We start from the raw sequence: 25,888 nt of genomic DNA, 5'->3' as shown, positions 1-25,888 counted from the left end.
GGGGCTTTAAGCGCCGGCTACCCGGCTCGGCGCCGACTTCAAGGAGCCGCGATCTTGAACCTGCGTTCGCTGATCGTCGCCGTGCTGGTGGTATTGGCGGGGTGCGCCACGCCCCCGCGCGCGCCGGTGGAAGTGCCGCAGGTGATGATTGCACCGAGCACCTGGCAGCAGGTGGACCGGGAGATCGTCGAGGCGTCGCAGTCCGCCACCGAGCAGACCAGAATCTACGCTCGCGGCGCCATGGAGTACTGGCGCACGCGGGTCTATCAGCTCACCGAAGAAAACTTCATCCCCTGGTTCAGCAGCTACTGGACCCAGGAATGGCTGTCGATGAAAGTCAGCTGGTACACCCTCAGCGCCCAGGGCGAACAGGATGCCTCGGAAAAGCGCCTGGCCGCCTACCTGCTGGAGGCCTATCAGGAGAAGGTGCTGGCGCCGGTCGCGGTGGAAATCGATCCTGACGCGATTCTCAGCCTGGCATCGGCGTTCTACGTGGACATCCTCAAGGAAGAACTGCAGAAAATCTCCCAGCGACATGGCGTGCCGATTGCCCAGCTCAACGGGCGTATCCAGAAAATCCCGGCCATCGCCCTGGGGCCGCCGCCGGCCCGGGATGCTTCGCTGTATCAGGTGGTGCGCAGTGAATCGCTCAATGCCTTGCCGGCGTATGCAGCCTTGATCGACAAGATCCACAAGGCCGGTGGCGAGAAAGGCGTCGATTCCACCGACACCGCCATGGCGCCGGTGGCTCGGCGCGCCAGCCGACGCATCGAGGCCGAAATGGCTCCCCGTGGCGCCGCCAGTGCCGTGGCGGCCGCCGCAGGCAAGCTCGCCGGGGGCTTGATCACGGTCGGTGTGGCCGGCATCCGCGCGCTGATCCAGGCCAACGACCGGCCCGACAGCGAGGCGTTGATTCGCAGCAGCCTGGGCAACACCTTCGACAAGGCCTGGGCCAAGCTGCTGCAGAACCCGACGTCGGGAGTGATGGCCGGGACCCTGTACATGGCGGGGCAGATCGAAGGCAGCCTGGCCAGCAGCGCGCAACCGCCGGTCGGCCTGCAAGCCGAACATGTCGAATGGCAGCCTGGCCAATCGACTAGCCAGCAGACCAACCCGTGAATCAAGGAGAGCACCCATGTCTTATGTCGATGCATTCGTCGCCGCGGTCCCTACCGACAAGCGCGAGCAATACCTCAGGCATTGCGAAATCGCCTGCGCGATTTTCAAGGAAAACGGCGCCCTGAGCATTGCCGAGTGCTGGGGCGAGGACGTGCCGGAAGGCAAGGTCACCTCGTTCCCCATGGCGGTGAAGCGCAAGGAGGGCGAAACCGTGGTGTTTGGCTGGATCGTCTGGCCGGACAAGGCGACCCGTAACGCCGGCATGGAAAAAATGATGCAGGATCCGCGCATGAAGCCAGACGTCAATCCGATGCCGTTCGATGGCCAGCGGATGATCTATGGTGGTTTCGATTTGCTCATGCAGGTGCCTTGAAGTACCGCTCGACCAGGGATCACTCCACCGGGGTGATCCTGCAACTCTTGCGCTGCTGGATTTCGTCGTCCGTTGGTCGTTCGCGGATGAATTCGAAACGCGGCTCGCCCTCGCTGTAGTGCACCAGCCAGCCCCATTCCAGTTCGAATTCGTCCTGGCCGGGCTTGGGCGGCGCGGCCCACCAGGGTTCCTTGCTGAGGATCTGTCGCATGGCAGCCTCCGGATAATTGGCTTGCATCAACTATAACGCGCATGTCGGCAGGCGCCAGAAACGGCCAGCAGGGAATTGTGGGGTTGTACACTCAGGGGATTGTCGCAACAAAGCCCTTGAGGAAAGCCCCGTCATGAATGACGAATCCCGTGAACCGTTCAAACGGCTGTTTTTCGCGCTGGACTGCGCGCCTGCGCAACGCAAGGCCATCGCCCAATGGCGCAGCGCCCTGCAACTGCGCAGCGGGCGTCCGGTGCCGGCGGAGAACTTTCATCTGACCCTGAAGTTCCTGGGCTCGGTCGATACCGCGCAGATCGCTGCGATCGGTGAGGCTGTCGCGTCTGTGCGCAGCTCGGCCGAGCGTTTGACCGTGGTGCTGGATCGGCTGGATGTCTGGCGCAGGGCAGGGGTGCTGGTACTGGCCCCGGAGCAGGCGCCGCCAGCCTTGTTGCGCCTGGTGTATGACCTGGAGCAGGCGCTCCTGCCGTTCGGCCTGGAAGAAACATCGAAGGAATTTCGCCCGCACCTGACCCTGGCCCGGGACTATCGCGCGCTCGTACCGGAGTCGTCCGTGGCACCGGAGTTCTTCCTGCGCGCCGATCGCTTCACCCTGTTCGAGTCCCACAAGGGCCGCTATCGGGCACTGGCCGAATGGCCGTTGCGCACGCAATAAAAAAGGCGCCCGAGGGCGCCAAACTTCACCTTAACCGAGGAGCCAGGTGAGCAATGCAGCGGTGGTAAGGCGCTGCATGAAGAGAAAAAGACAGATCTGAAATTTGTATTGAATCTTCCGGCCTCATCGCGAGCAGGCTCGCTCCCACAGGGGAATGCATTTCAACTGTAGGAGCGAGCCTGCTCGCGATAGCGGTGTCAGTTTCAGCAGTTGTTTCCAGTGAATTATTTGCCCAGCTTCACCTTGGTCCAACCCCGGGTCATGACCCGCTGCACACCAATCGGCATATCCGGAATCGCATACAGGGTCGCCATCACTTCCTGCGACGGGTACGAACCCGGATCGCTGCGAATCGCTTCATCCACCAATGGCGTGGCGGCCGCGTTGGCGTTGCTGTAGCCGATGTTGTTGGTGATCTCGGCGATGATGTCCGGGCGCATCAGGAAGTTCATGAACAGGTAGGCGTTCTCGACGTTGGCGGCATCGCGGGGGATGGCGACCATGTCGTAGAAACTGCCGGCGCCTTCCTTCGGAATGCTGTAGTCGATCTTTACCGTGTCCCCGGCTTCCTGGGCGCGGGCCTTGGCCTGCAGCACGTCGCCGGAGTAACCCACGGCCACGCAGATGTTGCCGTTGGCCAGGTCCGAGATGTACTTCGAGGAGTGGAAGTACGACACCGACGGACGAATCTTCATGAACAGTGCTTCGGCTTCGGCGATATGCGCCTTGTCCTGATCGTTCACCGGGTAGCCCAGGTAGTGCAGGGCGGCCGGGATCATCTCGGTCGGCGAGTCGAGGAAACTGATGCCGCAGGCTTTGAGCTTTTCGGCGTTCTCCGGCTTGAACAACAAGTCCCAGGAGTTGGTCGGGGCATTGGCGCCGAGCACTTCCTTGACCTTGGCCGGGTTGAAACCAATGCCGATCGAGCCCCACATGTACGGGAAGGCGTGAGCGTTGTCCGGGTCGCTGGCCGAGGCGTTTTTCAGCAGCACCGGATTGAGGTTTTTCCAGTTCGTCAGCTTCGATTTGTCCAGCGTCTGGTAGACACCGGCCTTGACCTGCTTGGCCAGGAAACTGTTGGACGGCACGACGATGTCGTAGCCGGATTTGCCCGCCAGCAGGCGTGCTTCGAGGGTTTCGTTACTGTCGAACACATCGTAGGTCACCTGGATCCCGGTCTCGTCTTCGAACTTCTTGACGGTATCCGGGGCAATGTAATCCGACCAGTTGTAGACGCGCAGTACCTTGTCATTGGCTTGGGCGCCGGTTGCCATCGCGCCCATTAAGGACAGTGTCAGCAGAGTCCTGCCAAACATTTTCATCGGTACAACTCCATTTCTTTTCTTATTCAAAATCACACTTCCTGTGGGAGCGAGCCTGCTCGCGAAAAACCTAATGACGACGCGTTAATTCAGCTAGCCCGCGTCATCGTTTACGTCCATCGCGAGCAGGCTCGCTCCTACAGGGGGTGGTGCTAGGCCGTTGCTCCGACCATTGGTTTTTTCGGTTGTTGCCAGGATTCGCTCGCCGTCTGCTCCATCGCTTCCTGAATCGCCCGTTTACGGCTGGCTTCGGCGCGGCGGCTGAAGTACCAGACCATGAAGGTCACGATCGACACCGCCAGCAGAATCAGGCTGGCCACGGCGTTGATCTCGGGCTTCACGCCCAGGCGCACCGCCGAGAACACTTCCATCGGCAGGGTCGTGGAACCCGGGCCCGACACGAAGCTGGCCAGCACCAGGTCATCCAGCGACAGGGCGAACGACATCATGCCGCCCGCTGCCAGTGACGGCGCGATCATCGGGATGGTGATCAGGAAAAACACCTTGAACGGCTTGGCACCCAGGTCCATGGCCGCTTCTTCGATGGACAGGTCCAGCTCGCGAAGGCGGGCGGAGACTACCACTGCAACGTAAGCGGCACAAAACGTGGTGTGAGCGATCCAGATCGTCACGATGCCGCGTTCCATCGGCCAGCCGATCAGTTGAGCCATGGCCACGAACAGCAGCAACAGCGACAGACCGGTGATCACCTCAGGCATCACCAGCGGCGCGGTGACCAGGCCACCGAACAGCGTGCGACCCTTGAAGCGTGTCACCCGGGTCAGCACGAACGCGGCCAGGGTGCCCAGCGCCACAGCGGCAATCGCGGTGTAGCAGGCGATTTCCAGCGAGCGCACCACCGAGCCCATCAGCTGTGCGTTGTCGAGCAGGCCGGCGTACCACTTGAACGACCAGCCACCCCACACCGTCACCAGCTTGGAGGCGTTGAACGAGTAGATCACCAGAATCAGCATCGGCAGGTAGATAAACGACAGGCCCAGCCACAGCATCATTTTTGAGAAACCGAAACGTTTCATCCCCGTGCCTCCATCTCTTTGGCCTGACTGCGGTTGAACAGGATGATCGGCACAATCAGGATCAACAGCATGACCACAGCCAGGGCGGACGCCACCGGCCAGTCGCGGTTATTGAAGAACTCTTGCCACAGCACGCGACCGATCATCAGCGTCTCGGGACCGCCCAGCAATTCTGGAATCACGAACTCGCCGACCACCGGGATGAACACCAGCATGCAGCCGGCGATGATGCCGTTCTTGGCCAGTGGCACGGTGATTTTCCAGAAGCTGTTGAAGGTGCTCGAACCCAGGTCCGACGCAGCTTCCAGCAAGCTCTGGTCGTGTTTGACCAGGTTGGCGTACAGCGGCAGGACCATGAACGGCAGGTACGCATACACCACACCGATATAGACGGCGGTGTTGGTGTTGAGGATCTCGATCGGATGATCGATCAGCCCGGTCCACAGCAGGAAGCCATTGAGCAGGCCGTTGTTGCTGAGGATGCCCATCCACGCGTAAACGCGGATCAGGATCGCGGTCCAGGTCGGCATCATGATCAACAGCATCAAGACGTTTTGCGCTTCCTTGCTCGCCTTGGTAATGGCATAGGCCATCGGGAAACCGATCACCAGGCACATCAGGGTGCTGAAGAATGCGACCTTCAATGAACCCAGGTAGGCCGAGAGATACAGCTCGTCTTCACCCAGCAGGGTGTAGTTGCCGATGTTGAGCAGCAGATTGAATTTCTGCTCGGCGTAGGTGTAGATCTCCGAGTAGGGCGGAATGGCCAGGGCAGCTTCCGAGAAGCTGATCTTCATCACCAGGAAAAACGGCAGCATGAAGAACAGGCACAACCACAAAAATGGAATACCGATCACGACCTTGCGGCCGCTGGGCACCAGGCGCAGGAATTGCTGATTGAAGGTTTTCATGCGCGCAGTACCACGCCGCTGTCGTCTTCCCACCACACGTAGACCTGATCGTCCCAGGTCGGTCGCGCGCCACGGCGTTCGGCGTTGGCCATGAACGACTGCACGACTTTGCCGCCAGGCAGTTCGACGTAGAACACCGAATGCCCGCCCAGGTAGGCGATGTCATGCACCTTGCCGCTGGACCAGTTGTAGCGGGTGTCGGGCTTGGTGGTGCTGACCAGCAGTTTTTCCGGGCGGATCGCGTAGGTGATCGACTTGTCCTGCACCGAGGTGCTGACGCCGTGGCCGACGTAGATCTTCTGCTCCAGGTCCGGGCTGTGAATGATCGCGTGGCCTTCCAGATCCTCGACCACGGTGCCGTCGAAGGCGTTCACGTTGCCGATGAACTCGCAGACCATGCGGCTGACCGGTGCTTCATAAATGTCGACCGGGCTGCCGATCTGGGCGATCCAGCCCAGGTGCATGATGGCGATGCGCTGGGCCATGGTCATGGCCTCTTCCTGGTCGTGGGTCACCATCACGCAGGTCACGCCAACGCGCTCGATGATCTCCACCAGCTCCAGTTGCATTTGCGAACGCAGCTTTTTATCCAGTGCGCCCATCGGCTCGTCGAGCAGCAGCAGTTTCGGACGCTTGGCCAGGGAGCGGGCCAGGGCCACGCGCTGACGCTGGCCGCCGGACAACTGATGGGGTTTGCGCTTGGCGTACTGGGTCATGTGCACCAGACGCAGCATCTCCTGCACGCGGGCGTCGATTTCGGCAGCGGGCAAACGGTCCTGCTTGAGGCCGAAGGCGATGTTCTGCGCCACGGTCATGTGCGGGAACAGGGCATAGGACTGGAACATCATGTTGATCGGCCGCTCGTAGGGCGGCATGTCGGTGATGTCCACGCCATCAAGCAGAATCCGGCCTTCGGTCGGGCGCTCGAAGCCGGCGAGCATGCGCAGCAGCGTCGATTTACCGGAACCGGAACCGCCTAGCAGGGCGAAGATTTCGCCCTGGTGGATTTCCAGGGACACATCGTCCACGGCGGTGGTTTCGTCGAATTTCTTGGTGACGCGATCGACTTTCACCAAGACCTTTTTCGGAGCCTGGTGACCTTCGAGGGCCTTCCTGTAGGTGCTGGAGGCGTTTGCCATGTGAAACTCCCAACAGATTTCAGTCGCCGGGCCAACACGGCCCGACTTAATAGTTGATTGCAAACCCGGAGCTTTCCGGTCGACGCTGCTCTTCTGTAGGAGCGAGCATGCTCGCGATGGGCGCCAACGATGACGCTGGCAGCCTGAATGCCCGCGTTGTCCGGACATCCATCGCGAGCAGGCTCGCTCCTACAGGGAATAGCGTTTCCGATCCGTTCGGGTTTATTCGGTGCCGCCTTCCTGGCTGCGGTACTTGTTGTTATTGCAGTGTGTTGTTGTCGTGAAGGACGGGCGCGCGAAGGCACGCCCGACTGACTCACGGGGGCAGTAAATGGATTCTCAGTGCTTTAAGTCAGCGCGAGTTGCGCAGCGCCGCCCGTTGTCGGCACGCTTGGCCGAACGCCTGGAAAATGCTCAGGTAAGGCGGGTTGTCCAGCACCTGCCATTCCGGGTGCCATTGCACACCGAGGGCAAACGCCTTGCTGTGCTCGACCGAGACCGCCTCGATCAGGCCATCGGGTGCGACAGCTTCGGCGCGCAGGCCGGTAGCGAGTCGGTCGATGCCCTGACTGTGAATCGAGTTGACCTGGAACACCGGTGGCAGATCCAGCGCCTGGAACACGCCGCCCGCCTGCACGGTGACCGCATGGGCCGGTGCGTATTGCACGGCCAGGTCAGGATGGTTGGCTTCACGGTGATCGAGGAAGCCGGGGAGTTCATGCACCTTCTGATGCAGGCTGCCGCCGAACGCCACGTTCATCTCCTGAAATCCACGGCAGATGCCGAGCACCGGAACGCCAGCGGCAATGGCCGCGCGAATCAGGGGAAGGGTGGTGCGATCCCGCTGGGGATCATGTTCGGTGCCGGGAGCGCTGTCGGGGCCTTGATAGTGGAAAGGTTCCACATTCGATGGCGAGCCGGTCAGCAACAGACCGTCGAGCTGCGGTAGCAGATCATCGATTTCGGTCAGTTCGGCCAGGGAAGGAATGACGACGGGCAGCCCCAGCGCCGCAACGCTGACAGCACGCAAGTACTTGTCGCCGCTGACGTGGTAGGGGTGCAGGCCAATCTGTTTGACGCACGCAGTAACGCCGATCAATGGCTTGAATGCCATTTTTATTCACCTCGAAGTTTGACACTTGGACGAGCTTTTCCGGAGCTTAGCCTCGTTGATTTTAATTAACAACTCTAATGTCAAAAATTCTAAACGTCGCTCGTCTGATCCCCAGTCTTTACGCACGTTTGGCAATAATATTGGTACATCAGTGCCTCTGAGAGGCCCAAAAATAAACGCTGAGTGGCTAGGTGTTAACTATTGACATCACTTGGCCTTTCGGATTGACTGGCTTCGTGAAAGGGCGGTGAACATAATAATTAACAGTAAAAAATAGGTGCATCATGTCGGTCCCTCTGCGTGCCGTTCAACTCAACGAAGCAAACGCATTCCTTAAGAAACATCCTGAGGTTTTGTACGTCGACCTTCTGATTGCGGATATGAACGGTGTGGTGCGCGGCAAGCGCATCGAGCGCACCAGTCTTCATAAGGTTTACGAGAAAGGCATCAACCTGCCGGCGTCCCTGTTTGCCCTGGACATCAACGGTTCCACGGTGGAAAGCACCGGCCTGGGCCTGGACATCGGCGACTCCGACCGTATCTGCTACCCAATCCCGGGCACCCTGAGCATCGAGCCTTGGCAGAAGCGCCCGACCGCGCAACTGTTGATGACCATGCACGAACTGGAAGGCGAGCCGTTCTTCGCCGACCCGCGTGAGGTACTGGCCAATATCGTGCGTAAATTCGACGATCTGGGCCTGACCATCTGCGCCGCGTTCGAGCTGGAGTTCTACCTGATCGACCAGGACAACGTGAACGGTCGTCCGCAATCGCCACGTTCGCCGGTATCCGGCAAGCGCCCGATGTCGACTCAGGTGTACCTGATCGATGACCTGGACGAATACGTCGACTGCCTGCAAGACATCCTCGAAGGCGCGAAAGAGCAGGGCATCCCGGCTGACGCCATCGTCAAGGAAAGCGCCCCGGCGCAGTTCGAAGTCAACCTGCATCACGTGGCCGATCCGATCAAGGCTTGCGACTACGCGGTCCTGCTCAAGCGTCTGGTGAAGAACATCGCCTACGACCACGAGATGGACACCACCTTCATGGCCAAGCCGTACCCAGGCCAGGCGGGCAACGGTCTGCACGTCCACATCTCGATTCTCGACAAGGAAGGCAACAACATCTTTGCCAGCGAGGATCCCGAGCAGAACGCCGCGCTGCGTCACGCGATCGGCGGTGTGCTCGAGACCCTGCCCGCGCAGATGGCCTTCCTGTGCCCGAACGTCAACTCGTACCGTCGTTTCGGCGCACAGTTCTACGTGCCGAATTCGCCGAGCTGGGGTATCGACAACCGCACCGTGGCAGTGCGCGTACCGACCGGTTCGCCGGACGCCGTGCGCATCGAACACCGTGTCGCCGGTGCCGACGCCAACCCGTACCTGTTGATGGCTTCGGTCCTGGCCGGCGTGCACCACGGCCTGACCAACAAGATCGAGCCGCCAGCCCCGGTCGAAGGCAACAGCTACGAGCAGAACGAACAGAGCCTGCCGAACAACCTGCGCGATGCACTGCGCGTTTTGGACGACAGCGAAGTCATGGCCAAGTACATCGACCCGATGTACATCGACGTGTTCGTGGCGTGCAAGGAAAGCGAACTGGCCGAGTTCGAAAACTCCATCTCGGACCTTGAGTACAACTGGTACTTGCATACCGTTTAACGGTGTTGGAGGCGTACACAAAACCTGTGTACGCCATCCATCCCTGTGGGAGCGGGCTTGCCCGCGATTGGGCCATCACCTCCAGCATTGATGGTGACTGATCCGCCGCTATCGCGGGCAAGCCCGCTCCCACAGGGATCTCAGCAAGCAATTACTGATTGCCACCACTCTGGCATTCATCTTTTTCCCTGCGTCGAGTCACTACCATGACAATCACCCGCAGCGACTGGGAACAACGCTTCCAGTCCCTCACCATCGAAAGCCGTGCCTTCATCGACGGTCAATATTGCGCGGCTGCCAGCGGTGCCACGTTTGAATGCGTCAGCCCCGTGGACGGTCGCTTCCTGGCCAATGTCGCCAGCACCGACGAAGCCGATGCCAACGCCGCGGTCGCGGTGGCTCGCCGTACCTTTGAATCCGGTGTCTGGGCCAAGCTGGCTCCGGTCGAGCGCAAGCGCACCCTGATCCGCTTTGCCGATCTGATCCTGGCCAACCGGGAAGAACTGGCGCTGCTGGAAACCCTGGACATGGGCAAGCCCATCAGCGACTCGATGAACGTCGATATTCCGGCGACCACAAATGCGATCCGCTGGACCGCCGAAGCCATCGACAAGATCTACGATGAAGTCGCCGCCACGCCTCACGATCAACTCGGCCTGGTGACCCGCGAACCGGCTGGTGTGGTCGCGGCCATCGTGCCGTGGAACTTCCCGCTGATCATGGCCAGCTGGAAATTCGCACCGGCGCTGGCAGCGGGCAACTCGTTCATCCTCAAGCCTTCGGAAAAGTCGCCGCTGACCGCGATTCGCATCGCGCAGCTGGCGCTGGAGGCAGGCATTCCCAAAGGCGTGTTCAACGTCTTGCCGGGCTACGGTCACACCGTCGGCAAGGCACTGGCGCTGCACATGGACGTCGACGTGCTGGCCTTCACCGGCTCCACTGCGATTGCCAAGCAACTGATGATCTACGCCGGGCAAAGCAACATGAAACGCGTCTGGCTGGAAGCCGGCGGCAAGAGCCCGCACGTGGTGTTCGCCGACGCGCCGGACCTGCGCGTGGCAGCTCAGGCGGCGGCCAGCGGCATCGCCTTCAACCAGGGCGAAGTCTGCACCGCCGGCTCGCGCCTGTTGGTGGAGCGTTCGATCCGCGATCAGTTCATCCCGCTGCTGGTGGAAGCGCTGCAAGCCTGGAAACCGGGGCATGCCCTGGATCCTGAAACCACCGTCGGCGCGGTCGTCGACCAGCGTCAGCTGGACAACGTGCTGCGCTACATCGACATCGGTCGCGAGCAAGGCGCCGAGCTGATTGCCGGCGGCCAGCGCACCCTGGAAGACACCGGTGGCCTGTACGTGGAGCCGGCGATTTTCGACGGCGTGACCAACGCCATGACCATCGCCCGCGAAGAAATTTTCGGCCCGGTGCTGTCGCTGATCACCTTCGACACCGCTGAAGAAGCCCTGCAGATCGCCAACGACAGCATCTTCGGCCTGGCCGCGGGCGTGTGGACCAGCAACCTGAGCAAGGCCCACACCTTCGCCCGTGGCCTGCGCGCCGGCAGCGTGTGGGTCAACCAGTACGACGGCGGCGACATGACCGCGCCGTTTGGCGGGTTCAAGCAGTCGGGTAACGGTCGGGACAAATCGCTGCACGCGTTCGACAAGTACACCGAGCTCAAGGCGACCTGGATCAAGCTCTAACAACAATAAAAGCGGCGGCCGCAGGTAAAACCCGGCGGCCATCGGAGAATCTTATGAAACATGTAAACAGCTACTATGCCGCCACCCGTAACTTCACCGGCGATTTCCCGGTGCTCGAAGAACTGGTGGAATGCGACGTCTGCGTGATCGGCGCTGGCTATACCGGCCTGTCCTCGGCGCTGTTCCTCGCCGAAGCGGGCTACAGCGTCACCGTGCTCGAAGCGGCCAAGGTCGGCTTCGGCGCCAGCGGTCGCAACGGCGGTCAACTGGTCAACTCCTATAGCCGCGACGTCGATGTGATCGAATCGCGTTATGGCGACAAGACCGCTGAAGTGCTCGGCAGCATGATCTTCGAAGGCGCCGACATCATTCGCCAGCGCATACAGCACTACGACATCCAGTGCGACTACCGTCCGGGCGGCATCTTCGCTGCGTTGAACAAGAAGCAGTTCAAGGGCCTGGCCGAGCAAAAGAAAACCTGGGAACGCTACGGCAACAAGAACCTGACCTTGCTCAGCGAATCGGACATCAAGCGCGAAGTGGGTTGCGACAACTACGTCGGCGGCCTGCTGGACATGCAGGGTGGGCACATTCACCCGCTGAACCTGGCGCTGGGCGAAGCCTCGGCGATCATCGGCCTGGGCGGGAAGATTTTCGAGCAATCGGCGGCGGTGGAAATCACCTACGGCGAGCCGAACACCGTGCGCACCGCCAAGGGTGTGGTGCGGGCCAAGTACCTGCTGATCGCCGGTAACGCCTACCTGCCGCAAGGCCTGGATAATCGCGTCACCAGCAAAAGCATGCCGTGCGGTTCGCAGATCGTCGTCACCGAGCCGTTGACCGAGAAACAGGCCAAGAGCCTGATCACCAACAACTACTGCGTCGAAGACTGCAACTACCTGCTGGACTACTTCCGCCTGACCGCCGACAACCGTCTGCTGTACGGCGGTGGCGTGGTCTACGGCGCCCGCGAGCCGAATGACATCGAGCAACTGATCCGCCCGAAAATCCTCAAGACCTTCCCGCAATTGAAGGACGTGAAGATCGACTACAGCTGGACCGGCAACTTCCTGCTGACCATGTCGCGCATGCCGCAATTCGGCCGTATCGAGAAGAACGCCTACTACATGCAGGGCTACAGCGGCCACGGCGTCACGTGCTCGCACCTGGCCGGCAAACTGATCTCGGAAGTGATCCGCGGCGACGCCGAGCGCTTCGACGCCTTCGCCTCCCTGCCACACATGCCGATGCTCGGCGGCCGTACGTTCTCGGCGCCGCTCACCGCCATGGGCGCTGCGTACTACTCGTTGCGCGATCGGTTCGGGATCTAAGCGTTACCTCGCCGGCGGTGGCCCCCAAGGCCGTCGCCGGCTTTTTAATGCCTGTCAGTGTCTGCATGAACACTGACTGACCTGTGGGAGCGGGCTTGCCCGCGATAGCGCCAGACCAGACAGTATTTATGTCTTCTGGCACTCCGCCTTCGCGGGCAAGCCCGCTCCCACAAGGTCTTTTTTTCTGCCGTTTATCGAAGCTGCTTTGCAACACCGACAAACGTGATTTAATAGCCGCCTTTCACGTTTCCGGGACCGGAAAACGGCGTGATCCGCGCCTGCTCTCCACCCTTCCATTATCACTGTAGGAGCGAGCTTGCTCGCGATAGCGTAGGTCCAGCCAACATCAATGTTGAAGGTCAGATCCAAATCGCGAGCAAGCTCATTCCTACGGGTTGGCACATAAGGCTGTCATGGATACGGGCTCACGACTCAAATTAGTACGCGAAAGCTACAAACTGTCCCAGCGCGAGCTGGCCCGGCGTAGCGGCGTCACCAATGCCACCATCTCGCTGATCGAGCAGAATCGCGTCAGTCCCTCGGTCAGTTCCTTGAAGAAACTGCTCGAAGGCATTCCCATGTCCCTGGCGGACTTCTTCACTTTCGACCAGCCACCGCGCGAACACCAATACGTCTTCCGCGCCAACGAACAGCCTGACCTGGGCCGCCACGGCCTGCGCCTGCTGCTGATCGGTGCCTCCATCCCGAGCCGCCAGATGCGCCTGCTGCGCGAGCAGTACGCGCCCGGCGCCAGCTCCGGGGAAGAGCCGATCGTGCACGCCGAAGGCGAGGAGTGCGGGTTGGTCACGCGGGGTACGGTGGAGCTCACCGTGGATGGCCAGGTCAGCATTCTGGGGGCGGGGGATGGCTACTATTTCCCGACCACCTTGCCGCACCGCTTCCGAAATGTCGGCCAGGACGAGGCCGAGATCATCAGCGCCAACACCCCGGCGAACTTCTGATAACACGCCTTTTGCGGGGAGCTGTGTAGTGCAGCTCCTGCAGCGCCCGCTCCAGATTGCCAATGCTTTTCAAGGAATGAAGATGACATTGACTGCCGAAAAACTGGTCAGCATCGCCATGACCAATCCAGTCAACGCGACAATCGCCTCCCGCATGCCTTCACTGCGCCTGAACCAATGCATGCTCACCGCCGGCTGCCTGTTCCAGGCCGTGTGGAACCACCAGTCTGATCATCCGGTGGACTGGGGCATCAAGGATTACGACGTTTTCTATTTCGACACAGACCTGTCCTGGGAAGCCGAGAACGAGGTGATCCAGTCAGCTCAATCGCTGTTCGAGGATCTGGGCGTCAATATTGAAATCAAGAATCAGGCGCGTGTGCACCTTTGGTACGGCCAGCGCTTTGGCAAAGCGTACCCGGTGCTTCAGTCTTCCAGAGACGGGGTTGATCGCTATCTGGTGGCAGGCACCTGTATCGGGCTGGATGTTGCAACTGGCGAGCTCTATGCGCCAAACGGTTTGGAAGATACGGAGCAGGGGATACTGCGGATCAACCCGAAGAATCCGCAACCGGATCTGTTTGAGCAGAAAGCGAAGAGTTATCAATCACGCTGGCCTTGGCTCAAAATGCTGGCGACATGAGTGTGGCGGTCACGGCACCATAAACCCGCGAATCGCCGCAATGGTCGGCTCCGGCGCTTCCTCCATCAACCAATGCCCGGCGCCAGGAATCACCACTTCCGTGACCTTGTCCGCCGCATTGCGCATCACGATCGCTTCATTGGCCCCGAAGGATTTTTCCCCGCCGATCGCCAGCACCGGCATGGTCAACTTCGTTTTCATCGAGGCCTCATTGTCCACCGCATCCTGACGAATGCTGCGGAACTGGGCGAATGCTGCGTGCATGTTGCCGGGGCGGGCATAGAGCTTGGCGTAGTGCTGGCGAATCTCTTCATCGACTTTGGCTGGATCGCCCGCAAACTCGTTCCAGAACCGATCCAGATAAATCCGCTCGCGGCTGGCCACCAGCCGCTCCATATCCGGTCCGCCAAAATCGAAGTGCCACAACATCGGCGAACGCACGATCTCGCTCCACGGCGTGACACCTGGCACCGGCGCGTCCATCACCACCAGGCGATCGGTACGCTCGGGATAGCGCGAGGCGTAGGCGAAGGCGACCATGGTACCGATGTCGTGGCCAATGACCACTGAATGGTCGATCTTCAATACCGCCAACACCCCACGAATATCACCGGCCTGGGTCTTCTTGTCGTAACCGCCCTCGGGAATCGACGACAAACCCATGCCACGCAAGTCCGGCACCACGACGGTGTGGTCCCGCGCCAGATCAGTCGCCAGCGCCGCCCACATATCGCCGGTGTCGCCGAAGCCATGCAGAAGCACCACGGCTGGGCCTTTTCCGCCGACGCGGACGTGCATCGTGACGCCGTCGACGGGAATGTCCTGAATGCGGAATGACTCCGGATATGGCGTTACTGCGGCGTTTGCCGGGAGGTTCAGGGCGAGCAGTGTGAAGGCGGTTAGCAGTATGCGAATCATTGCGATGTTTCCAGATTAAATAGTGGTCGAACTGGAATGCATCACTTGACGGCAGGCACCGACGTGAGATGCACAGAATCGCGATGGCCCATTCACCGCAAACGGCTGCGCTCAAACCGGCGAGCTGCTTGGTGGGAGTGGGACTTCGATAGGGTGAGCGTAGACGGTTTGCAGGGCATATTGATAAACGATTTTACTGCGCAAAAAAACGCACGAAGTGGTTTTTTGAATACTCGTTTCCTTCGGTGATAATTAAATCAATCTCTGTTGAATTTGCCCTGCTGTTTAAAGGGCAGTGTCAGAATTCAATAGTTAAGTTCATTCAAACCGCCCGTGCTTGCTGCCTTGCCCAGGCCACCTTTATCGCATCGATGGTACGGCCAGCGCTTTGGCAAAGCGTACCCGGCGCTTCAATCCTCCAGAGAGGGGGTTGATCGCTATCTGGTGGCGCGGACCTGTATCGGGCAGGATATTGCAACCGGATCTGTTCGAACTGAAGGCCAAGAGTTATCAGGCACGCTGGCCTTGGCTGAAGATTGTTTACGCCAACATTTGATCTCAGCCGCTGGTGATGGTCATGCCAGGGCCAGTCTTTTCACGACAGCTATATTTCATTAAGACCCCCCAGACGAAGGAATGACTAATGTCCATTTTTCGCTCGATGACGACCGCGGTTACCTGCCTCGCGCTGGTTTGTGGCTCTGTGACAGCATTGGCTGACCCCGGCAATGGCAAGGGTCAGGGCAACGCCAAGGGCAATTCGGCGCATTCCCAGGATCATGGCAACCAGGGCGGTCATGGTGGCAAAGGCAAAAAGTCCGGGGAGGGCGATTGGCATAACGGCCCGAGTATCAATCGCACCAGCGTTCTGGGGATTGTCGATGGCTATCGGGATTACTGGAGCCCGGGCCCTGCCTTGCCACCCGGAATTCAGAAAAACCTCGCGCGCGGCAAGCCGCTTCCTCCAGGGATCGCGAAAAAGCTCGACGGCCGATTGATTGGCCAGTTGCCTCACTATGACGGTTATGAATGGCAGCAAGTGGGCACGGATTTGATCCTGGTGGCGCTGGCAACCGGGCTCATCTATGAAGTGCTCAATGGTGCGTTCGATTAGTGGATCTGCGGGAGTGTTGGCAAGAGGGCGGGAGACCCCTTCCGCCCGTCGACAAAGTTGAACTGTCCGGCGGGGCGCGCGTCTTACAGCTCGCGATATCAACCCCCTACGGAAGCCATCATGCTTTTAAAAAACAAGAGTCTCGTCGCTGTCATGTCCTGCGCGTTGATGCTGGCCGCAGCTCCACTACTGCCTGCTGATTTTTCAGTCATTGGTTCAGCAGCTGCGAAGGAAGGTGGCGGTGGTCACGGCGGTGGCGGTGGCGGTGGCGGTGGCGGCGGCGGTAATGGCGGTGGTCACGGCGGCGGAAACGGCGGTGGCAACGGTGGCGGTCATGGCGCTGGTGTTGGCGGCGGTCGTAGCGGTTCGGATCACGCCGGCAACACGTCCAGCAATGGCCACGGCAAGGGACTGGCCGCCGATCATGCCGGCAAGGCGACCCGCAATCACGGGGCAAGCGGAAACCACTTCGGCAGCGAGCGCAACGATGACAATGGTCATGGCGTCGCGACTTCCGGCATCGCCCATTCCAAGGACACCCGCGGCATCAGCAAGGCCCGGGCTATCTCGGCCACTACGCCAGGCGATCACAACACCAAGGGCCTGAGCAAGACCGGAATGACGGGTTCGCACAAGTCTCATTGAGTGAATGCCTGAAGCGACAAGCTTGAGCCCCAAAAAAACCGCAGCGATGCGGTTTTTTTTCGTCTCGGGATTCGCGCAAAGGCCCGCTCCACGGACAGAACGCGAATGGCGCGGACAGATCGCGCTGTGATTTGCGTTTTTGCGGAATTTGTCATGTTCGCAAGCGTTTCGATACAGATAGTAGGCAGCCCAATGTGTTTTGAATGAGGCTGTCTCGTGTTCCAACGTCTTCTGTGTTCGCTGTCCGTTCTAAGCCTGTCCATCGCTGCCGCCCAGGCCGCCGAGCCTGTGCTCCTCGATACCCCGAGGCTCAGGAGCATCGACAATTTCCGGGATATCGCCGGCATCACCACCGCCTACACCACGGCCCATGACGGCACCATGCGCGCTGGAGTGTTTTACCGTTCCAATGCGCTGACCCCGTCGCCGGCGGACCTGGCCACCTTGAACGGCCTGGGCATCAAGGCGATTTTCGATTTGCGCACCCCCGCGGAAATCGCCGCCACACCCGATACACTGCTGACAGGTGCCACCTACAGCAACATCGACATCATCGGCAGCACCACGTCCGGTTCGAACATCACCACGGTCTCGATCACCAGCGCCGCCAACGCCATCGCGCTGATGCAGGAAACCAACCGCGCGTTTGTCAGTGATGCGGGGATGCGTGGCCAGTTGGGTGTGTTGTTCAACGAACTGGCCGGAGTCGACGGTGCCGCGCTGTTCCATTGCACCGCCGGCAAGGACCGCACCGGCTGGACCGCCGCGGTGTTGCAAAGCATCGCCGGCGTTGATGACGCCACCATCATGAGCAACTACCTGGCCACCAACGACTACACCGCCGCCCGCATCAAGGCGACCCTGGCGGCAATGCCACCGGCGATGGCGGCCATCTATGCGCCGATGATCGGGGTGGATGCCAGTTACCTGCAGGCTGGCCTGGACCAGGTGACGGCGCAGTACGGCACCATGGACAACTACCTCAAGCAAGGGCTGGGGCTGTCCCAGGAAACCATCTATGTGCTGCGCGGCAAGATGGTCGAGTACAACAGCCTGCCGGGGCAGGCGGGCCTGCTGGGTAACGCCGCGGCCGGTGCGCAGTTGCTGCAACAGTTGCAGAACACCGGCCTGTCGGGCACCTACAGTGCCTACAACTACTACCTGCAATCGGCAATCGACGCCGGCACACTCGCGGGTGTGGAGTCCACCGTCGGCGGGCAAGTGCATGCCGACGCTGCCAGCTACCTGCTGCGCCAGAACGCCTTGATCGAGCAGGCCGCGGCACCCTACGCCAGCGGCACGGACCTGAAGGTCGGCCAATATCGCCTGTGGAGCACCGCGCTGGCCGGCTACCTGGGCACCGACGGTTCATCCCAGGCCTCCAGCAGTAACGAGCACAGCCAGGGGATGATGGTCGGCATCACCCAGCGCTTCTCCGAGCAGCTCAGCGCCCATGGCGGTTTCGGTTACAGCCGTGGCAACGTCGGCGGGGCGGGTGGCGAGGCGGATACCGACCTGACTTTTTTCAGCGTCGGCGCACGCTTCGCACCCAATGGTCTGGAACGCGGGCTGTTTGTCGATGCCGACGCCAGCGCCGGCTATCTGGACTACGAGAGCAAGCGCGAGCTCGGCGGTGGCCTGGGCACGGCCAAGGGCGATAGCCATGGCACGCTTTCGGGGTTGACCCTGGCGCTGGGCTATCGTGTGCCGGTCAGCACCGTGACCCTGGAGCCAAGCCTCGGCGTGCGTGTCAGCCACCTGGATCTGTCGGGTTTCCAGGAGAAGGGCAGCGAGCTGGCCCTCGATGTCGACGGCATCCATGAGACCCGCCACAGTGCCGTGGCCAACCTCAACGCGTCATTTGCGGCCATCGGCATGGGCGCCTGGCAACTGGTGCCGGGTGTGCAGGTGGGTTACGAGCACGTGTTGGGCGATCACGAAGTGGACAGCCAAGGCCATCTGCTGGGCCTGGATGTCGAGCAGCGAGCAGCCTTTGACAACCGCGACCAGTTCACCGGCGGCGTCAACATCATGGCCAGTCTGGGGGCATTGAGTGTGGGGGCTGAAGTGGGTGCCGCCGGTGGCGGCGACAGCCACGGCAGTTACGGCAGTCTCAAGGCCAGCTATCTGTTCTGACCGCTCGTTCAGGGCCCGGGCTGCGGCTTGGGCCCGTCATCACGACTGGGCGGTTCGCAGACCCTTCCTGACATCCGCCGGGCTGACGCCATAGGCTTTCTGGAAATACTGGCAAAAACGCCCGACGTTGCTGAAGCCCAACTGCACGGCCACGTCGGTCACCGAGGGTGCGGCGTTGCGGGCCAGCGCTGCATAGGCACGCTCCAGGCGCACTTGCCGCTGGTAGGCCACGATCGAAGTGCCGATGAAGCGCTGAAAACCGTCCTGCAACGCACGCAGGCTGACGTTGGTCAAGCGGGCCAGGTCGGTGCCGCTGACCAGGTTCTCGGGATGATCCTGAATGTATTCCACCGCCAGCTTCACGTGGCGTGGCGCGATCAGCGGAGCCGGTTGACGCAGGGCCTCGGTGAAATTGTGCGGCCAGCTCTCCAGTACCGCATCCACCAGCATTTCCCTCAGGCGCGAGGGCATCAGCGAGCCTGCATTGAGCAGCAGGTCGAACTCGTTGCCCGTGGCCAGGTCCACCAGCGCCCGGATGCCCTGGAACGCCGACGCCTTCAAATCCACCACGGGTTCGAAGCACAGCTTGTGCAGGATCGGCTTGCCCAGCAGCGCAGACAGGCGCTCGGTGAGCAGCGCCCGGCTGATCGAGAGGCCGTGCTGCGCATGATCATCGATGAAGCGCATCGAGCGGATATCGACCTTGTCGATGGCCAGGCCCACCTGGCTAAAGCCCACCGACTCGGTGGCGTGGTTGAAGATGATCTTGCCGGCGGTGGGGATGACAAAGGTGATCTCGTCAAAGGGATCGGGAAATTCCACCGTGAAGTCGCCCCGGTAATGCATGCGCCGAAAACTCACACCTTCGTGCCTGCCGTAGACGCCGCCGATGATGATGTGGCGGGGGATGGGGGGCGAGTCGGAATAACGGTTGCCGAACATCTTCGAGAACAGCGCGCCAAAGTCGTCGCTGCTCATGTCGTCGGACCTGAGGATGAAGGGCTTGCGAGTCGGGCTTGAGTACACCTGAAGTGTCACCTTGAACGGTTGGCGGATTACTCTGCAGGGCATTTGCAAGAGAATGTTTCGGGGCAAACCCCCGGACGTTATCAGCGAGTAGTGACAGGCTCGTGACTGCCGTCGACGAGCAAACGCTCATTTCAACGTTTGTCGGATGTCAGGTTGCTATCAGTGCGATTGCCAGCCGATCTCCCCATGGCTGCTACGCTTGGACGTTGCAGCGCACGACCCCGACCGGGCTTGCGTTGTGTTGGTAATCACGGAGTACGACCTCCCTTCCTGTCGATAACCTGCACGGAGGCAGGCGATGGTGATCAATCACATGGCCGGGTCGAGTGCGGACGGGCATCCCGACCCGCTCGATCAACAAGAGGTGGAACGGGTACTGGCGTCGTTGCTGGCCAGTCCCCAGTTTGCCAAGTCCCGGCGAATGGGCAGTCTGTTGCGTTTTCTGGTCGAGCATGACCTGCAAGCTTCAAACATTCCTCTTACCGAGCACGCCATCGGCATCGCGGTGTTTCGTCGCGATCCGGCGGTGTATTGCACCGGCGACGACCCGGTGGTGCGGGTGCAGGTAGGGCGACTGCGGCGCAAGCTCGCGGCGCATTACGCCAGCAACGGCCAGCAAGACCCGGTGCGCTTGAGTATCCCGCCCGGTTGTTATCGCCTGGCGTATCAGCGGCTGCGGCCCAAGGGCCTTGGCGTGCGCTGTCCGATTTTGCAGATCCAGCCGTTTACCTGCCTCACCCGCGAGGGGGATGACTTTGCCCGTGGTCTGTGCGAGGAGCTGAGTTGCCGCCTGTTCGAGTCGTTCGAACAGGCGCAGGCCGGGGCCGGTCATGTGTTGATGCGCGTACCGCGCACCAGCGTCAAAGTCCCGGAAATCGGGCGCGGCGGGCGTTACAACTTTTGCCTGGAGGGTAGCGTGCGGGTCGAGCCGGCGCGCGTGCGGGCGTCGTTGCGCCTGGTGGATGTGGCGCAGGGGCGGATTCGCTGGTCGGCGCAGTTCGATCGCAATCAGCCTTACGGCATTGCGACCCAGGAGGACCTGGCGTCCTCGATCTGCCAGTCACTGTCGGGCTACTTCGCCCGCGGGGTGCTCGACGAATGAAGGAAGGGGCAACCGCGAGGTTGCCCCGATGCAGCGGTTACACGGTTTTCCACTGACCGCCTTCATAAAGGCGACCTGCGGTGTTATCGAACGTCAGGTCGATTTCGATCGCCTTGGAGCGTGAGGTACTGAACATGGTGCTCGTCTGTACGTTCTGTTCGAACCACACGAGGATGGTTTCGACAGGCGTCAGCACGGTTTCACCGGTCACCACCTGGTCCACCGCAACATAGATCGGCGTGCTGACCTGGTTGCCATCGATGCCGGTGGACAGCTGGTTGATGCCCGGATGAATGGGGGCGTAGTTGTTCTTGAAGGTCATGGACACATCGGGACCTCCTGTCACCGCCGAGCTCAACAGGCCGTGCTCATCGAGCGTCGAGGTTTGCCCCAGGCCGATGTTGACGACGTTGGTCGAGACTTTGACTTGCACGTTGGCCTTGAACAGGTTGGAAGCGAACATCTGATACATCGGTGTCCAGCTGAATTCGTTATTGCTGAGGAAATCGACGTAGGACTGCCAGACCACGTTGTAGTCGGCATCGCCGACTTTCTTGGCAAAGCACAGTTTGTAGCCGGACTTCTTGAGCAGGGTCAGATCGCCCGGAGCGATCTCGATGGTGACGGTCTTCTGCGAGGCGGCCACGGCGGCCCTCAGTACCTTGCCGTAGTCCGACGACTTCAGTTGTGTTGCACCCATGATCGATTTGACGGCGTCTTGCACATCATTGTGAAGCTGCTGGCTGGTTTGGCTGACAGCAATTGATTTGCTCATGGTGTCCCTCTTCCCTGGTGGTGTGGTGTAGGAATCAATCAACGAGCGACGGACGTTCAGCCGGCGGCTCATCGAGGGCTTCACTCTAGGCGCGGGGGGCAGGGGGGCTAAGTGTCTTGGCGTTACAGGCGGGTAACGGGGTCGTATCAGCAGGTAAAACAGCGGGGCGACCCTCAGGCCGCCCCGCTGTACTTTCAGGCGGCCTGTGCGTCGGCCCAGACAAAGCTCCAACTGTTGCGTTTGCCCTTGGCAACCTCAATCAGCTTGTTTTCGTACACCGTGTGATTGACCAGGCCGGTGTAGCTCAGGGTCCGTGCGGCGTTGGTGCCGGTGCACTCGCCCGGTACGCCACCCGATTCGATCATGGCCTTTTTCATGTCGGCTTCCGACGGGGCGCTGGCCTGGTTTTTTTCCACTTTGACGAAACTCATGATTTCACCTCTTCCGTGGTTATGGGATCGGCGTGGAGCAGGGCCGACAACCGGTGCCCCCGCATTCACACCGACGGCCATACTCTAGGGGGCTGCCCGACGGCGCAGAAGTGACAAGCGCGGCGCTGAGGTAACAGTCGGGAAACAGCGCAACGCCGTGATGTATCCGGGACGTATCAAGGTGGTTGCACGCCCGGTTTCAAGTTCAGGGAGAACCGCAATGACTCAAACACTGGAACATGCCATCGCCATCGCAGCCGGCGCCCACACCGGGCAGGTCGACAAGGGCGGCGCGCCGTACATCCTGCACGCGCTGCGGGTGATGCTCAAAGTCGACAGCCTGGAAGAACGCATCGTCGCCGTGCTGCACGACGTGGTGGAGGACTGCGACATCAGCCTCGATGAACTGCGCGAGGAAGGCTTCAGCGAAACGGTGCTGGCAGCCATCGACTCCCTGACCCGGCGGCCGGATGAAGCCTACAAGGACTTCATCGCCCGCGCGGCACAGAACCCGATTGGCCGGGTGGTGAAACTGGCAGACCTGGAGGAAAACAGCGATCTGTCGCGCATTGCCCAGCCGAGTTGGGATGATTTGGAGCGGGTCGAGAAGTATCGGCGGGCGATGGGGGTGTTGCGCTCATAGCAACCATTCATTTGCTCGATATCCATCATTAAAGAAAGCAAGTTCTGTTTTTCTGTCATCAGAGGAAGATAACGTCATACCGATCTCGCCTTTGAAGGAATCAGCGCGATGAGAATTTCGACCCTGCTGGCTTTTGTCGCCGTGTTTGGCGCCAGTCTCGCCACCACCGCACCGGCCGTTGCGGCCGATCCGTCTTGCCGTTTCCTGCCTATCGCCGACAGCGCCGCCAATTTGCAGCAGGCAAAAACGGTGGCGGTGCTCTACAGCGAAAACACCGTCAATACCCAGCAATACCTCGAGAACTACCACGCGGTTGCGGTGAACGGTGCGAAGAATCCTGAAATGGACAAGCAAATCAGCAAGGCCTTCGTCGACAGCTCCGATCCGCAGCGGGCGATCAACTGGCTGATGGGGTCGTTGCAGAAGGAGTTCGCTTCGGTGACGGTCTACGACAGCCTCGATGCAGCCGTGCAGGCCCATCCGGATGTGGTGGTGATGCTCGATACCTACAGCCGCCTGGTGTCCAAGCGCAACAATCAGGTCGAAGCGCGGTTCATGGCCAAGTTCTATGACGCCAATCTGCAATACATCGGCCAGGCCGAAGGCTCACGGTCGCAGCAGATGCCTTCGGTGTGGGTGCATGGCAAGGCCGCGCCGCAGATTGCCGCGCAGATCAATCAGCAGACCGAGTTGCAGGTCAATGCGCTGAAGCAGTTCGATGCGTCGTTGAAAGTGCTGGTGACCGGACGGACTGCCGACCACGTTGCCAGTAACTGACACAGCTCCCCGTGCAGGAGCTGCCGCAGGCTGCGATCTTTTGATTTTGCTGTTGAAAGATCGCAGCTTCGTTGCACTCGACAGCTCCTACACAAGATCAGCTCAATCTCAGCCACAACGACACACACAACCCACGCTGTGCCTGCTCGTCGTTAAAGTCCAACTGCACCCGCGCGCCAGTGCGCTCGACGATTGCCTTGACGATCGAAAGCCCCAGCCCGGAGCCAGACTCCTGCGTGCCCAGGCTGCGATAGAACGGGTCGAACACCCGCAGCTGTTCCCCCGTGGCAATGCCCGGCCCGGTGTCCCTGATCTGCAGCAGCGCCTCCCCCTTGTCCCTGACCACCGACAGATCCACCCGTCCATGGGCCGGGGTATAGCGGATCGCATTGTCCACCAGGTTCTTCACCACGGCCGTCAGGTCCATTTCACTGATTGAGACCAGCAGGTCTTCGTCGGAATCCACACCAATATCCAGCTGCTTGATCTCCGCCAGTGGCAGCAGATCCTCCAGGACACGACGATAGACACCGAGCACCGAGACCGCCGATACCGCCTGGTTTGCCGCCGATTGCGCCCCGGCCAGGGTCAGCAGCTGGTCAATCAGGTTGCGCCCGCGATCGATGCCGCGACGCAGTTGCACCAGGCGCTCACGGGCAGTGGGGGACATGTCGGCGGCGGCCAGGCGCTCGGCTTGCAGGGACAGGGCGGTCAGCGGTGAGCGCAGCTCGTGGGCGGCATCGGCGACGAAGCGGCGCTGGCTTTCCATGGAGCGGGCCACGCGGTCGAGCAGGCGGTTAATGGCCACCACGAACGGGCGGATCTCGACTGGCAAGTGATGTTCGTCGATGGGGTGCAGTTCCTGCTGGTCGCGGAGGTCGATTTCAGAGGACAGCATGGCGATCGGACGGAACAGTTTGCGCACCAGATCGCTGACCACCAACAGCAGCACCGGCAGCAGAATCAGGAATGGCAGCACGCTGCGCAGTGCACTGGCACGGGCATCCTTGTCGCGGGCGCCGGTTTCCTGGGCGACGGCAATGCGCTGCCCTTGAGCCGTGGTCTTGACCAGTACGCGAAAGGCTTCGCCGGCAATGGGCACGGTGGACAAACCGTCGGCCAGGGTCGTGGGGAAGGGCAGTGGCGTGCCGGCGTCATCGTTGCCGGTCGCTTTGCTGCCATCGGCCAGGTACTGAAGGATGATCCGTGATTCGTCGTCTTCTTCAACGACGTTGTCCGGGTACTTGAGGGTCATCTGTTGGCGATCGAACAACTCGGCCATTTGCCGCAAGGTGTCATCCTGCATGTCGTGGGCCTCATCGAAGGCCGAAACGTAGGCGAAAACCCCTGCCACCACCGCGACGATCAGGATCGCCGCCGACAGTGCCACGGACAGCCTGAGCTGGACCGACTCGCCTAGACGTTTTTTGAAACCATCCATCCCATACCCCTGACGTTCTTGATCACATGGCTGCCCAGCTTGCGACGCAGCCCGTGAATCAGGAACTCCACCGCATTGCTTTCCACTTCATTGCCCCAGCCATAGAGCCGGTCTTCGAGTTCGCTGCGCGACAGAATCGCCCCCGGCCGGATCAACAAGGCCTGCAGCAGGGCGAACTCGCGGTGGGAGAGTAGAACACCAGGGTTGTCTTCGGTGCTGGCTTCCTTGGAAACCAGGTCCAGCGCGACGATGCCGTTGTCCAGTCGCGACAGCGCGCTGCCGCCTTGACGACGCAGCACGGCGCGGATGCGTGCCAGCAATTCGGCGGTCTCGAAGGGTTTGAGCAGGTAATCGTCGGCCCCCCCGTCCAGCCCGCGCAGGCGGTCGTCGAGCGAGTCCCGGGCGGTGATGATGAGCAAGGGAACGGGGTTGTTTGCACCGCGAATACTTTCGAGTACCTCCAGCCCGTCCTTGCCGGGCAAGCCCAGGTCCAGCAGCACCAGGTCATAGTGCTGCGCCTGCAGGGCGGCCAGGGCCAGCAGGCCGTTCTTGACCCAGTCGATGGCGTAGCTCGCGTCCTTGAGGGCACCTTCTAGCGCTTCGCCGATCATCGGGTCGTCTTCGACCAGCAGTATCCGCATGTCCTTCTCCGGCAAAAAAACTGTGGTGAGTATTGCTGTTCTC

25 protein-coding genes and 2 pseudogenes are annotated in these 25,888 nt (G+C 60.8%); 15 read left to right on the top strand and 12 right to left on the bottom strand.

Annotation, left to right across the window (positions count from 1 at the left end; genetic code table 11):
* Window positions 1-54 precede the first annotated feature (54 nt).
* Both ABTV29_RS18135 and ABTV29_RS18130 read left to right on the top strand, forming a co-directional pair.
* Window positions 55-1,119, top strand: coding sequence for a hypothetical protein (locus ABTV29_RS18135; RefSeq protein ID WP_433766004.1), 1,065 nt, complete (start codon window positions 55-57; stop codon window positions 1,117-1,119).
* Between the two features lie 16 nt (window positions 1,120-1,135).
* Window positions 1,136-1,492, top strand: coding sequence for a DUF1428 domain-containing protein (locus ABTV29_RS18130; protein ID WP_433766003.1), 357 nt, complete (start codon window positions 1,136-1,138; stop codon window positions 1,490-1,492).
* 19 nt (window positions 1,493-1,511) lie between these two features.
* Here ABTV29_RS18130 and ABTV29_RS18125 read toward each other — a convergent pair whose 3' ends face one another.
* Window positions 1,512-1,703 (bottom strand): hypothetical protein, encoded by a 192-nt coding sequence (locus ABTV29_RS18125; protein WP_433766001.1) that lies wholly within the window; start codon window positions 1,701-1,703, stop codon window positions 1,512-1,514.
* 133 nt (window positions 1,704-1,836) lie between these two features.
* Here ABTV29_RS18125 and thpR point away from each other — a divergent pair, with 133 nt between their 5' ends.
* On the top strand, window positions 1,837-2,376 hold the full coding sequence (gene thpR, locus ABTV29_RS18120) for an RNA 2',3'-cyclic phosphodiesterase (RefSeq protein ID WP_433765999.1): 540 nt from the start codon (window positions 1,837-1,839) through the stop codon (window positions 2,374-2,376).
* A gap of 224 nt (window positions 2,377-2,600) precedes the next feature.
* Here thpR and ABTV29_RS18115 read toward each other — a convergent pair whose 3' ends face one another.
* The 5 genes from ABTV29_RS18115 to ABTV29_RS18095 form a co-directional block, all read right to left on the bottom strand.
* Window positions 2,601-3,698: a polyamine ABC transporter substrate-binding protein gene (locus ABTV29_RS18115; protein WP_433765997.1), complete on the bottom strand. Its 1,098-nt coding sequence runs from the start codon at window positions 3,696-3,698 to the stop codon at window positions 2,601-2,603.
* Window positions 3,699-3,850: 152 nt separating this feature from the next.
* Entirely contained in the window at window positions 3,851-4,735 is an 885-nt protein-coding gene (locus ABTV29_RS18110; protein ID WP_433765995.1) for an ABC transporter permease subunit, read from the bottom strand.
* Complete coding sequence (locus ABTV29_RS18105; protein WP_433771927.1) at window positions 4,732-5,613, bottom strand: ABC transporter permease subunit; 882 nt, start codon at window positions 5,611-5,613, stop codon at window positions 4,732-4,734. Before ABTV29_RS18105 ends, ABTV29_RS18110 begins: the two co-directional genes overlap by 4 nt.
* A 29-nt stretch (window positions 5,614-5,642) precedes the next feature.
* Complete coding sequence (gene potA, locus ABTV29_RS18100) at window positions 5,643-6,785, bottom strand: polyamine ABC transporter ATP-binding protein (RefSeq protein WP_433765993.1); 1,143 nt, start codon at window positions 6,783-6,785, stop codon at window positions 5,643-5,645.
* A 352-nt stretch (window positions 6,786-7,137) separates the two neighbouring features.
* Window positions 7,138-7,899 (bottom strand): gamma-glutamyl-gamma-aminobutyrate hydrolase family protein, encoded by a 762-nt coding sequence (locus ABTV29_RS18095; protein ID WP_433765991.1) that lies wholly within the window; start codon window positions 7,897-7,899, stop codon window positions 7,138-7,140.
* Between the two features lie 284 nt (window positions 7,900-8,183).
* Here ABTV29_RS18095 and ABTV29_RS18090 point away from each other — a divergent pair, with 284 nt between their 5' ends.
* The 5 genes from ABTV29_RS18090 to ABTV29_RS18070 all read left to right on the top strand — a co-directional run bounded on the left by ABTV29_RS18090 (window position 8,184) and on the right by ABTV29_RS18070 (window position 14,193).
* Window positions 8,184-9,560, top strand: coding sequence for a glutamine synthetase family protein (locus tag ABTV29_RS18090; RefSeq protein ID WP_433765989.1), 1,377 nt, complete (start codon window positions 8,184-8,186; stop codon window positions 9,558-9,560).
* Window positions 9,561-9,766: 206 nt separating this feature from the next.
* Window positions 9,767-11,257 (top strand): aldehyde dehydrogenase, encoded by a 1,491-nt coding sequence (locus ABTV29_RS18085; RefSeq protein ID WP_433765987.1) that lies wholly within the window; start codon window positions 9,767-9,769, stop codon window positions 11,255-11,257.
* A gap of 53 nt (window positions 11,258-11,310) precedes the next feature.
* A complete protein-coding gene (locus tag ABTV29_RS18080; RefSeq protein ID WP_433765985.1) occupies window positions 11,311-12,588 on the top strand; it encodes an NAD(P)/FAD-dependent oxidoreductase in 1,278 nt (425 codons plus the stop codon).
* Between the two features lie 413 nt (window positions 12,589-13,001).
* Window positions 13,002-13,550 (top strand): cupin domain-containing protein, encoded by a 549-nt coding sequence (locus ABTV29_RS18075; RefSeq protein ID WP_110962374.1) that lies wholly within the window; start codon window positions 13,002-13,004, stop codon window positions 13,548-13,550.
* An 82-nt stretch (window positions 13,551-13,632) separates the two neighbouring features.
* Complete coding sequence (locus ABTV29_RS18070) at window positions 13,633-14,193, top strand: nucleotidyltransferase family protein (RefSeq protein WP_433771925.1); 561 nt, start codon at window positions 13,633-13,635, stop codon at window positions 14,191-14,193.
* Window positions 14,194-14,202: 9 nt separating this feature from the next.
* Here ABTV29_RS18070 and ABTV29_RS18065 read toward each other — a convergent pair whose 3' ends face one another.
* On the bottom strand, window positions 14,203-15,111 hold the full coding sequence (locus ABTV29_RS18065) for an alpha/beta fold hydrolase (RefSeq protein WP_433765983.1): 909 nt from the start codon (window positions 15,109-15,111) through the stop codon (window positions 14,203-14,205).
* A gap of 366 nt (window positions 15,112-15,477) precedes the next feature.
* Between ABTV29_RS18065 and ABTV29_RS18060 the strand changes: the two are divergent.
* The 4 genes and pseudogenes from ABTV29_RS18060 to ABTV29_RS18045 form a co-directional block, all read left to right on the top strand.
* A pseudogene (locus ABTV29_RS18060) lies at window positions 15,478-15,667 on the top strand (nucleotidyltransferase family protein); the annotation flags it as partial.
* Window positions 15,668-15,754: 87 nt separating this feature from the next.
* On the top strand, window positions 15,755-16,225 hold the full coding sequence (locus ABTV29_RS18055; RefSeq protein WP_433765981.1) for an anti-virulence regulator CigR family protein: 471 nt from the start codon (window positions 15,755-15,757) through the stop codon (window positions 16,223-16,225).
* A gap of 492 nt (window positions 16,226-16,717) precedes the next feature.
* Window positions 16,718-16,870 (top strand): annotated as a pseudogene (locus ABTV29_RS18050) (hypothetical protein); the annotation flags it as partial.
* 216 nt (window positions 16,871-17,086) lie between these two features.
* The gene (locus ABTV29_RS18045) at window positions 17,087-19,006 is read left to right on the top strand and encodes a tyrosine-protein phosphatase (RefSeq protein WP_433765980.1); all 1,920 of its coding nucleotides are present in this window, start codon (window positions 17,087-17,089) and stop codon (window positions 19,004-19,006) included.
* A gap of 39 nt (window positions 19,007-19,045) precedes the next feature.
* Here the strand turns inward: ABTV29_RS18045 and ABTV29_RS18040 are convergent, their stop codons facing one another.
* Window positions 19,046-19,984 (bottom strand): AraC family transcriptional regulator, encoded by a 939-nt coding sequence (locus ABTV29_RS18040; RefSeq protein WP_433765979.1) that lies wholly within the window; start codon window positions 19,982-19,984, stop codon window positions 19,046-19,048.
* A gap of 349 nt (window positions 19,985-20,333) precedes the next feature.
* Here ABTV29_RS18040 and ABTV29_RS18035 point away from each other — a divergent pair, with 349 nt between their 5' ends.
* Window positions 20,334-21,137: a hypothetical protein gene (locus tag ABTV29_RS18035; RefSeq protein WP_433765977.1), complete on the top strand. Its 804-nt coding sequence runs from the start codon at window positions 20,334-20,336 to the stop codon at window positions 21,135-21,137.
* Window positions 21,138-21,174: 37 nt separating this feature from the next.
* Here the strand turns inward: ABTV29_RS18035 and ABTV29_RS18030 are convergent, their stop codons facing one another.
* A complete protein-coding gene (locus ABTV29_RS18030) occupies window positions 21,175-21,912 on the bottom strand; it encodes a hypothetical protein (RefSeq protein ID WP_433765976.1) in 738 nt (245 codons plus the stop codon).
* Between the two features lie 194 nt (window positions 21,913-22,106).
* Complete coding sequence (locus tag ABTV29_RS18025) at window positions 22,107-22,343, bottom strand: hypothetical protein (protein ID WP_433765974.1); 237 nt, start codon at window positions 22,341-22,343, stop codon at window positions 22,107-22,109.
* Between the two features lie 220 nt (window positions 22,344-22,563).
* On the opposite strand from ABTV29_RS18025, the gene ABTV29_RS18020 reads away from it, so the two are divergent.
* Both ABTV29_RS18020 and ABTV29_RS18015 read left to right on the top strand, forming a co-directional pair.
* Entirely contained in the window at window positions 22,564-22,986 is a 423-nt protein-coding gene (locus ABTV29_RS18020) for an HD domain-containing protein (RefSeq protein WP_433765973.1), read from the top strand.
* 108 nt (window positions 22,987-23,094) lie between these two features.
* A complete protein-coding gene (locus ABTV29_RS18015) occupies window positions 23,095-23,763 on the top strand; it encodes an ATPase (protein WP_433765971.1) in 669 nt (222 codons plus the stop codon).
* Between the two features lie 97 nt (window positions 23,764-23,860).
* Here ABTV29_RS18015 and ABTV29_RS18010 read toward each other — a convergent pair whose 3' ends face one another.
* A complete protein-coding gene (locus ABTV29_RS18010; protein WP_433765970.1) occupies window positions 23,861-25,204 on the bottom strand; it encodes an ATP-binding protein in 1,344 nt (447 codons plus the stop codon).
* The gene (locus ABTV29_RS18005) at window positions 25,180-25,845 is read right to left on the bottom strand and encodes a response regulator (RefSeq protein WP_433765969.1); all 666 of its coding nucleotides are present in this window, start codon (window positions 25,843-25,845) and stop codon (window positions 25,180-25,182) included. The genes ABTV29_RS18010 and ABTV29_RS18005 overlap by 25 nt, the downstream gene beginning before the upstream one ends.
* Window positions 25,846-25,888: the final 43 nt, after the last annotated feature.

It is taken from the genome of Pseudomonas putida (assembly GCF_050989985.1).
In the GTDB taxonomy this organism is placed as follows: Bacteria; Pseudomonadota; Gammaproteobacteria; order Pseudomonadales; family Pseudomonadaceae; genus Aquipseudomonas; species Aquipseudomonas putida_AI.
This window is presented reverse-complemented; position numbering and strand designations above follow the sequence as displayed.

Excerpts from the sequence above, each read along its gene's own strand:
- ABTV29_RS18130 (WP_433766003.1), top strand. The coding sequence starts at position 1,136 with ATGTCTTATGTCGATGCATTCGTCGCCGCGGTCCCTACCGACAAGCGC.
- ABTV29_RS18125 (WP_433766001.1), bottom strand. The coding sequence starts at position 1,703 with ATGCGACAGATCCTCAGCAAGGAACCCTGGTGGGCCGCGCCGCCCAAG.
- thpR (WP_433765999.1), top strand. The coding sequence starts at position 1,837 with ATGAATGACGAATCCCGTGAACCGTTCAAACGGCTGTTTTTCGCGCTG.
- ABTV29_RS18115 (WP_433765997.1), bottom strand. The coding sequence starts at position 3,698 with ATGAAAATGTTTGGCAGGACTCTGCTGACACTGTCCTTAATGGGCGCG.
- ABTV29_RS18110 (WP_433765995.1), bottom strand. The coding sequence starts at position 4,735 with ATGAAACGTTTCGGTTTCTCAAAAATGATGCTGTGGCTGGGCCTGTCG.
- potA (WP_433765993.1), bottom strand. The coding sequence starts at position 6,785 with ATGGCAAACGCCTCCAGCACCTACAGGAAGGCCCTCGAAGGTCACCAG.
- ABTV29_RS18095 (WP_433765991.1), bottom strand. The coding sequence starts at position 7,899 with ATGGCATTCAAGCCATTGATCGGCGTTACTGCGTGCGTCAAACAGATT.
- ABTV29_RS18090 (WP_433765989.1), top strand. The coding sequence starts at position 8,184 with ATGTCGGTCCCTCTGCGTGCCGTTCAACTCAACGAAGCAAACGCATTC.
- ABTV29_RS18085 (WP_433765987.1), top strand. The coding sequence starts at position 9,767 with ATGACAATCACCCGCAGCGACTGGGAACAACGCTTCCAGTCCCTCACC.
- ABTV29_RS18080 (WP_433765985.1), top strand. The coding sequence starts at position 11,311 with ATGAAACATGTAAACAGCTACTATGCCGCCACCCGTAACTTCACCGGC.
- ABTV29_RS18075 (WP_110962374.1), top strand. The coding sequence starts at position 13,002 with ATGGATACGGGCTCACGACTCAAATTAGTACGCGAAAGCTACAAACTG.
- ABTV29_RS18070 (WP_433771925.1), top strand. The coding sequence starts at position 13,633 with ATGACATTGACTGCCGAAAAACTGGTCAGCATCGCCATGACCAATCCA.
- ABTV29_RS18065 (WP_433765983.1), bottom strand. The coding sequence starts at position 15,111 with ATGATTCGCATACTGCTAACCGCCTTCACACTGCTCGCCCTGAACCTC.
- ABTV29_RS18055 (WP_433765981.1), top strand. The coding sequence starts at position 15,755 with ATGTCCATTTTTCGCTCGATGACGACCGCGGTTACCTGCCTCGCGCTG.
- ABTV29_RS18040 (WP_433765979.1), bottom strand. The coding sequence starts at position 19,984 with ATGAGCAGCGACGACTTTGGCGCGCTGTTCTCGAAGATGTTCGGCAAC.
- ABTV29_RS18035 (WP_433765977.1), top strand. The coding sequence starts at position 20,334 with ATGGTGATCAATCACATGGCCGGGTCGAGTGCGGACGGGCATCCCGAC.
- ABTV29_RS18030 (WP_433765976.1), bottom strand. The coding sequence starts at position 21,912 with ATGAGCAAATCAATTGCTGTCAGCCAAACCAGCCAGCAGCTTCACAAT.
- ABTV29_RS18025 (WP_433765974.1), bottom strand. The coding sequence starts at position 22,343 with ATGAGTTTCGTCAAAGTGGAAAAAAACCAGGCCAGCGCCCCGTCGGAA.
- ABTV29_RS18020 (WP_433765973.1), top strand. The coding sequence starts at position 22,564 with ATGACTCAAACACTGGAACATGCCATCGCCATCGCAGCCGGCGCCCAC.
- ABTV29_RS18015 (WP_433765971.1), top strand. The coding sequence starts at position 23,095 with ATGAGAATTTCGACCCTGCTGGCTTTTGTCGCCGTGTTTGGCGCCAGT.
- ABTV29_RS18010 (WP_433765970.1), bottom strand. The coding sequence starts at position 25,204 with ATGGATGGTTTCAAAAAACGTCTAGGCGAGTCGGTCCAGCTCAGGCTG.
- ABTV29_RS18005 (WP_433765969.1), bottom strand. The coding sequence starts at position 25,845 with ATGCGGATACTGCTGGTCGAAGACGACCCGATGATCGGCGAAGCGCTA.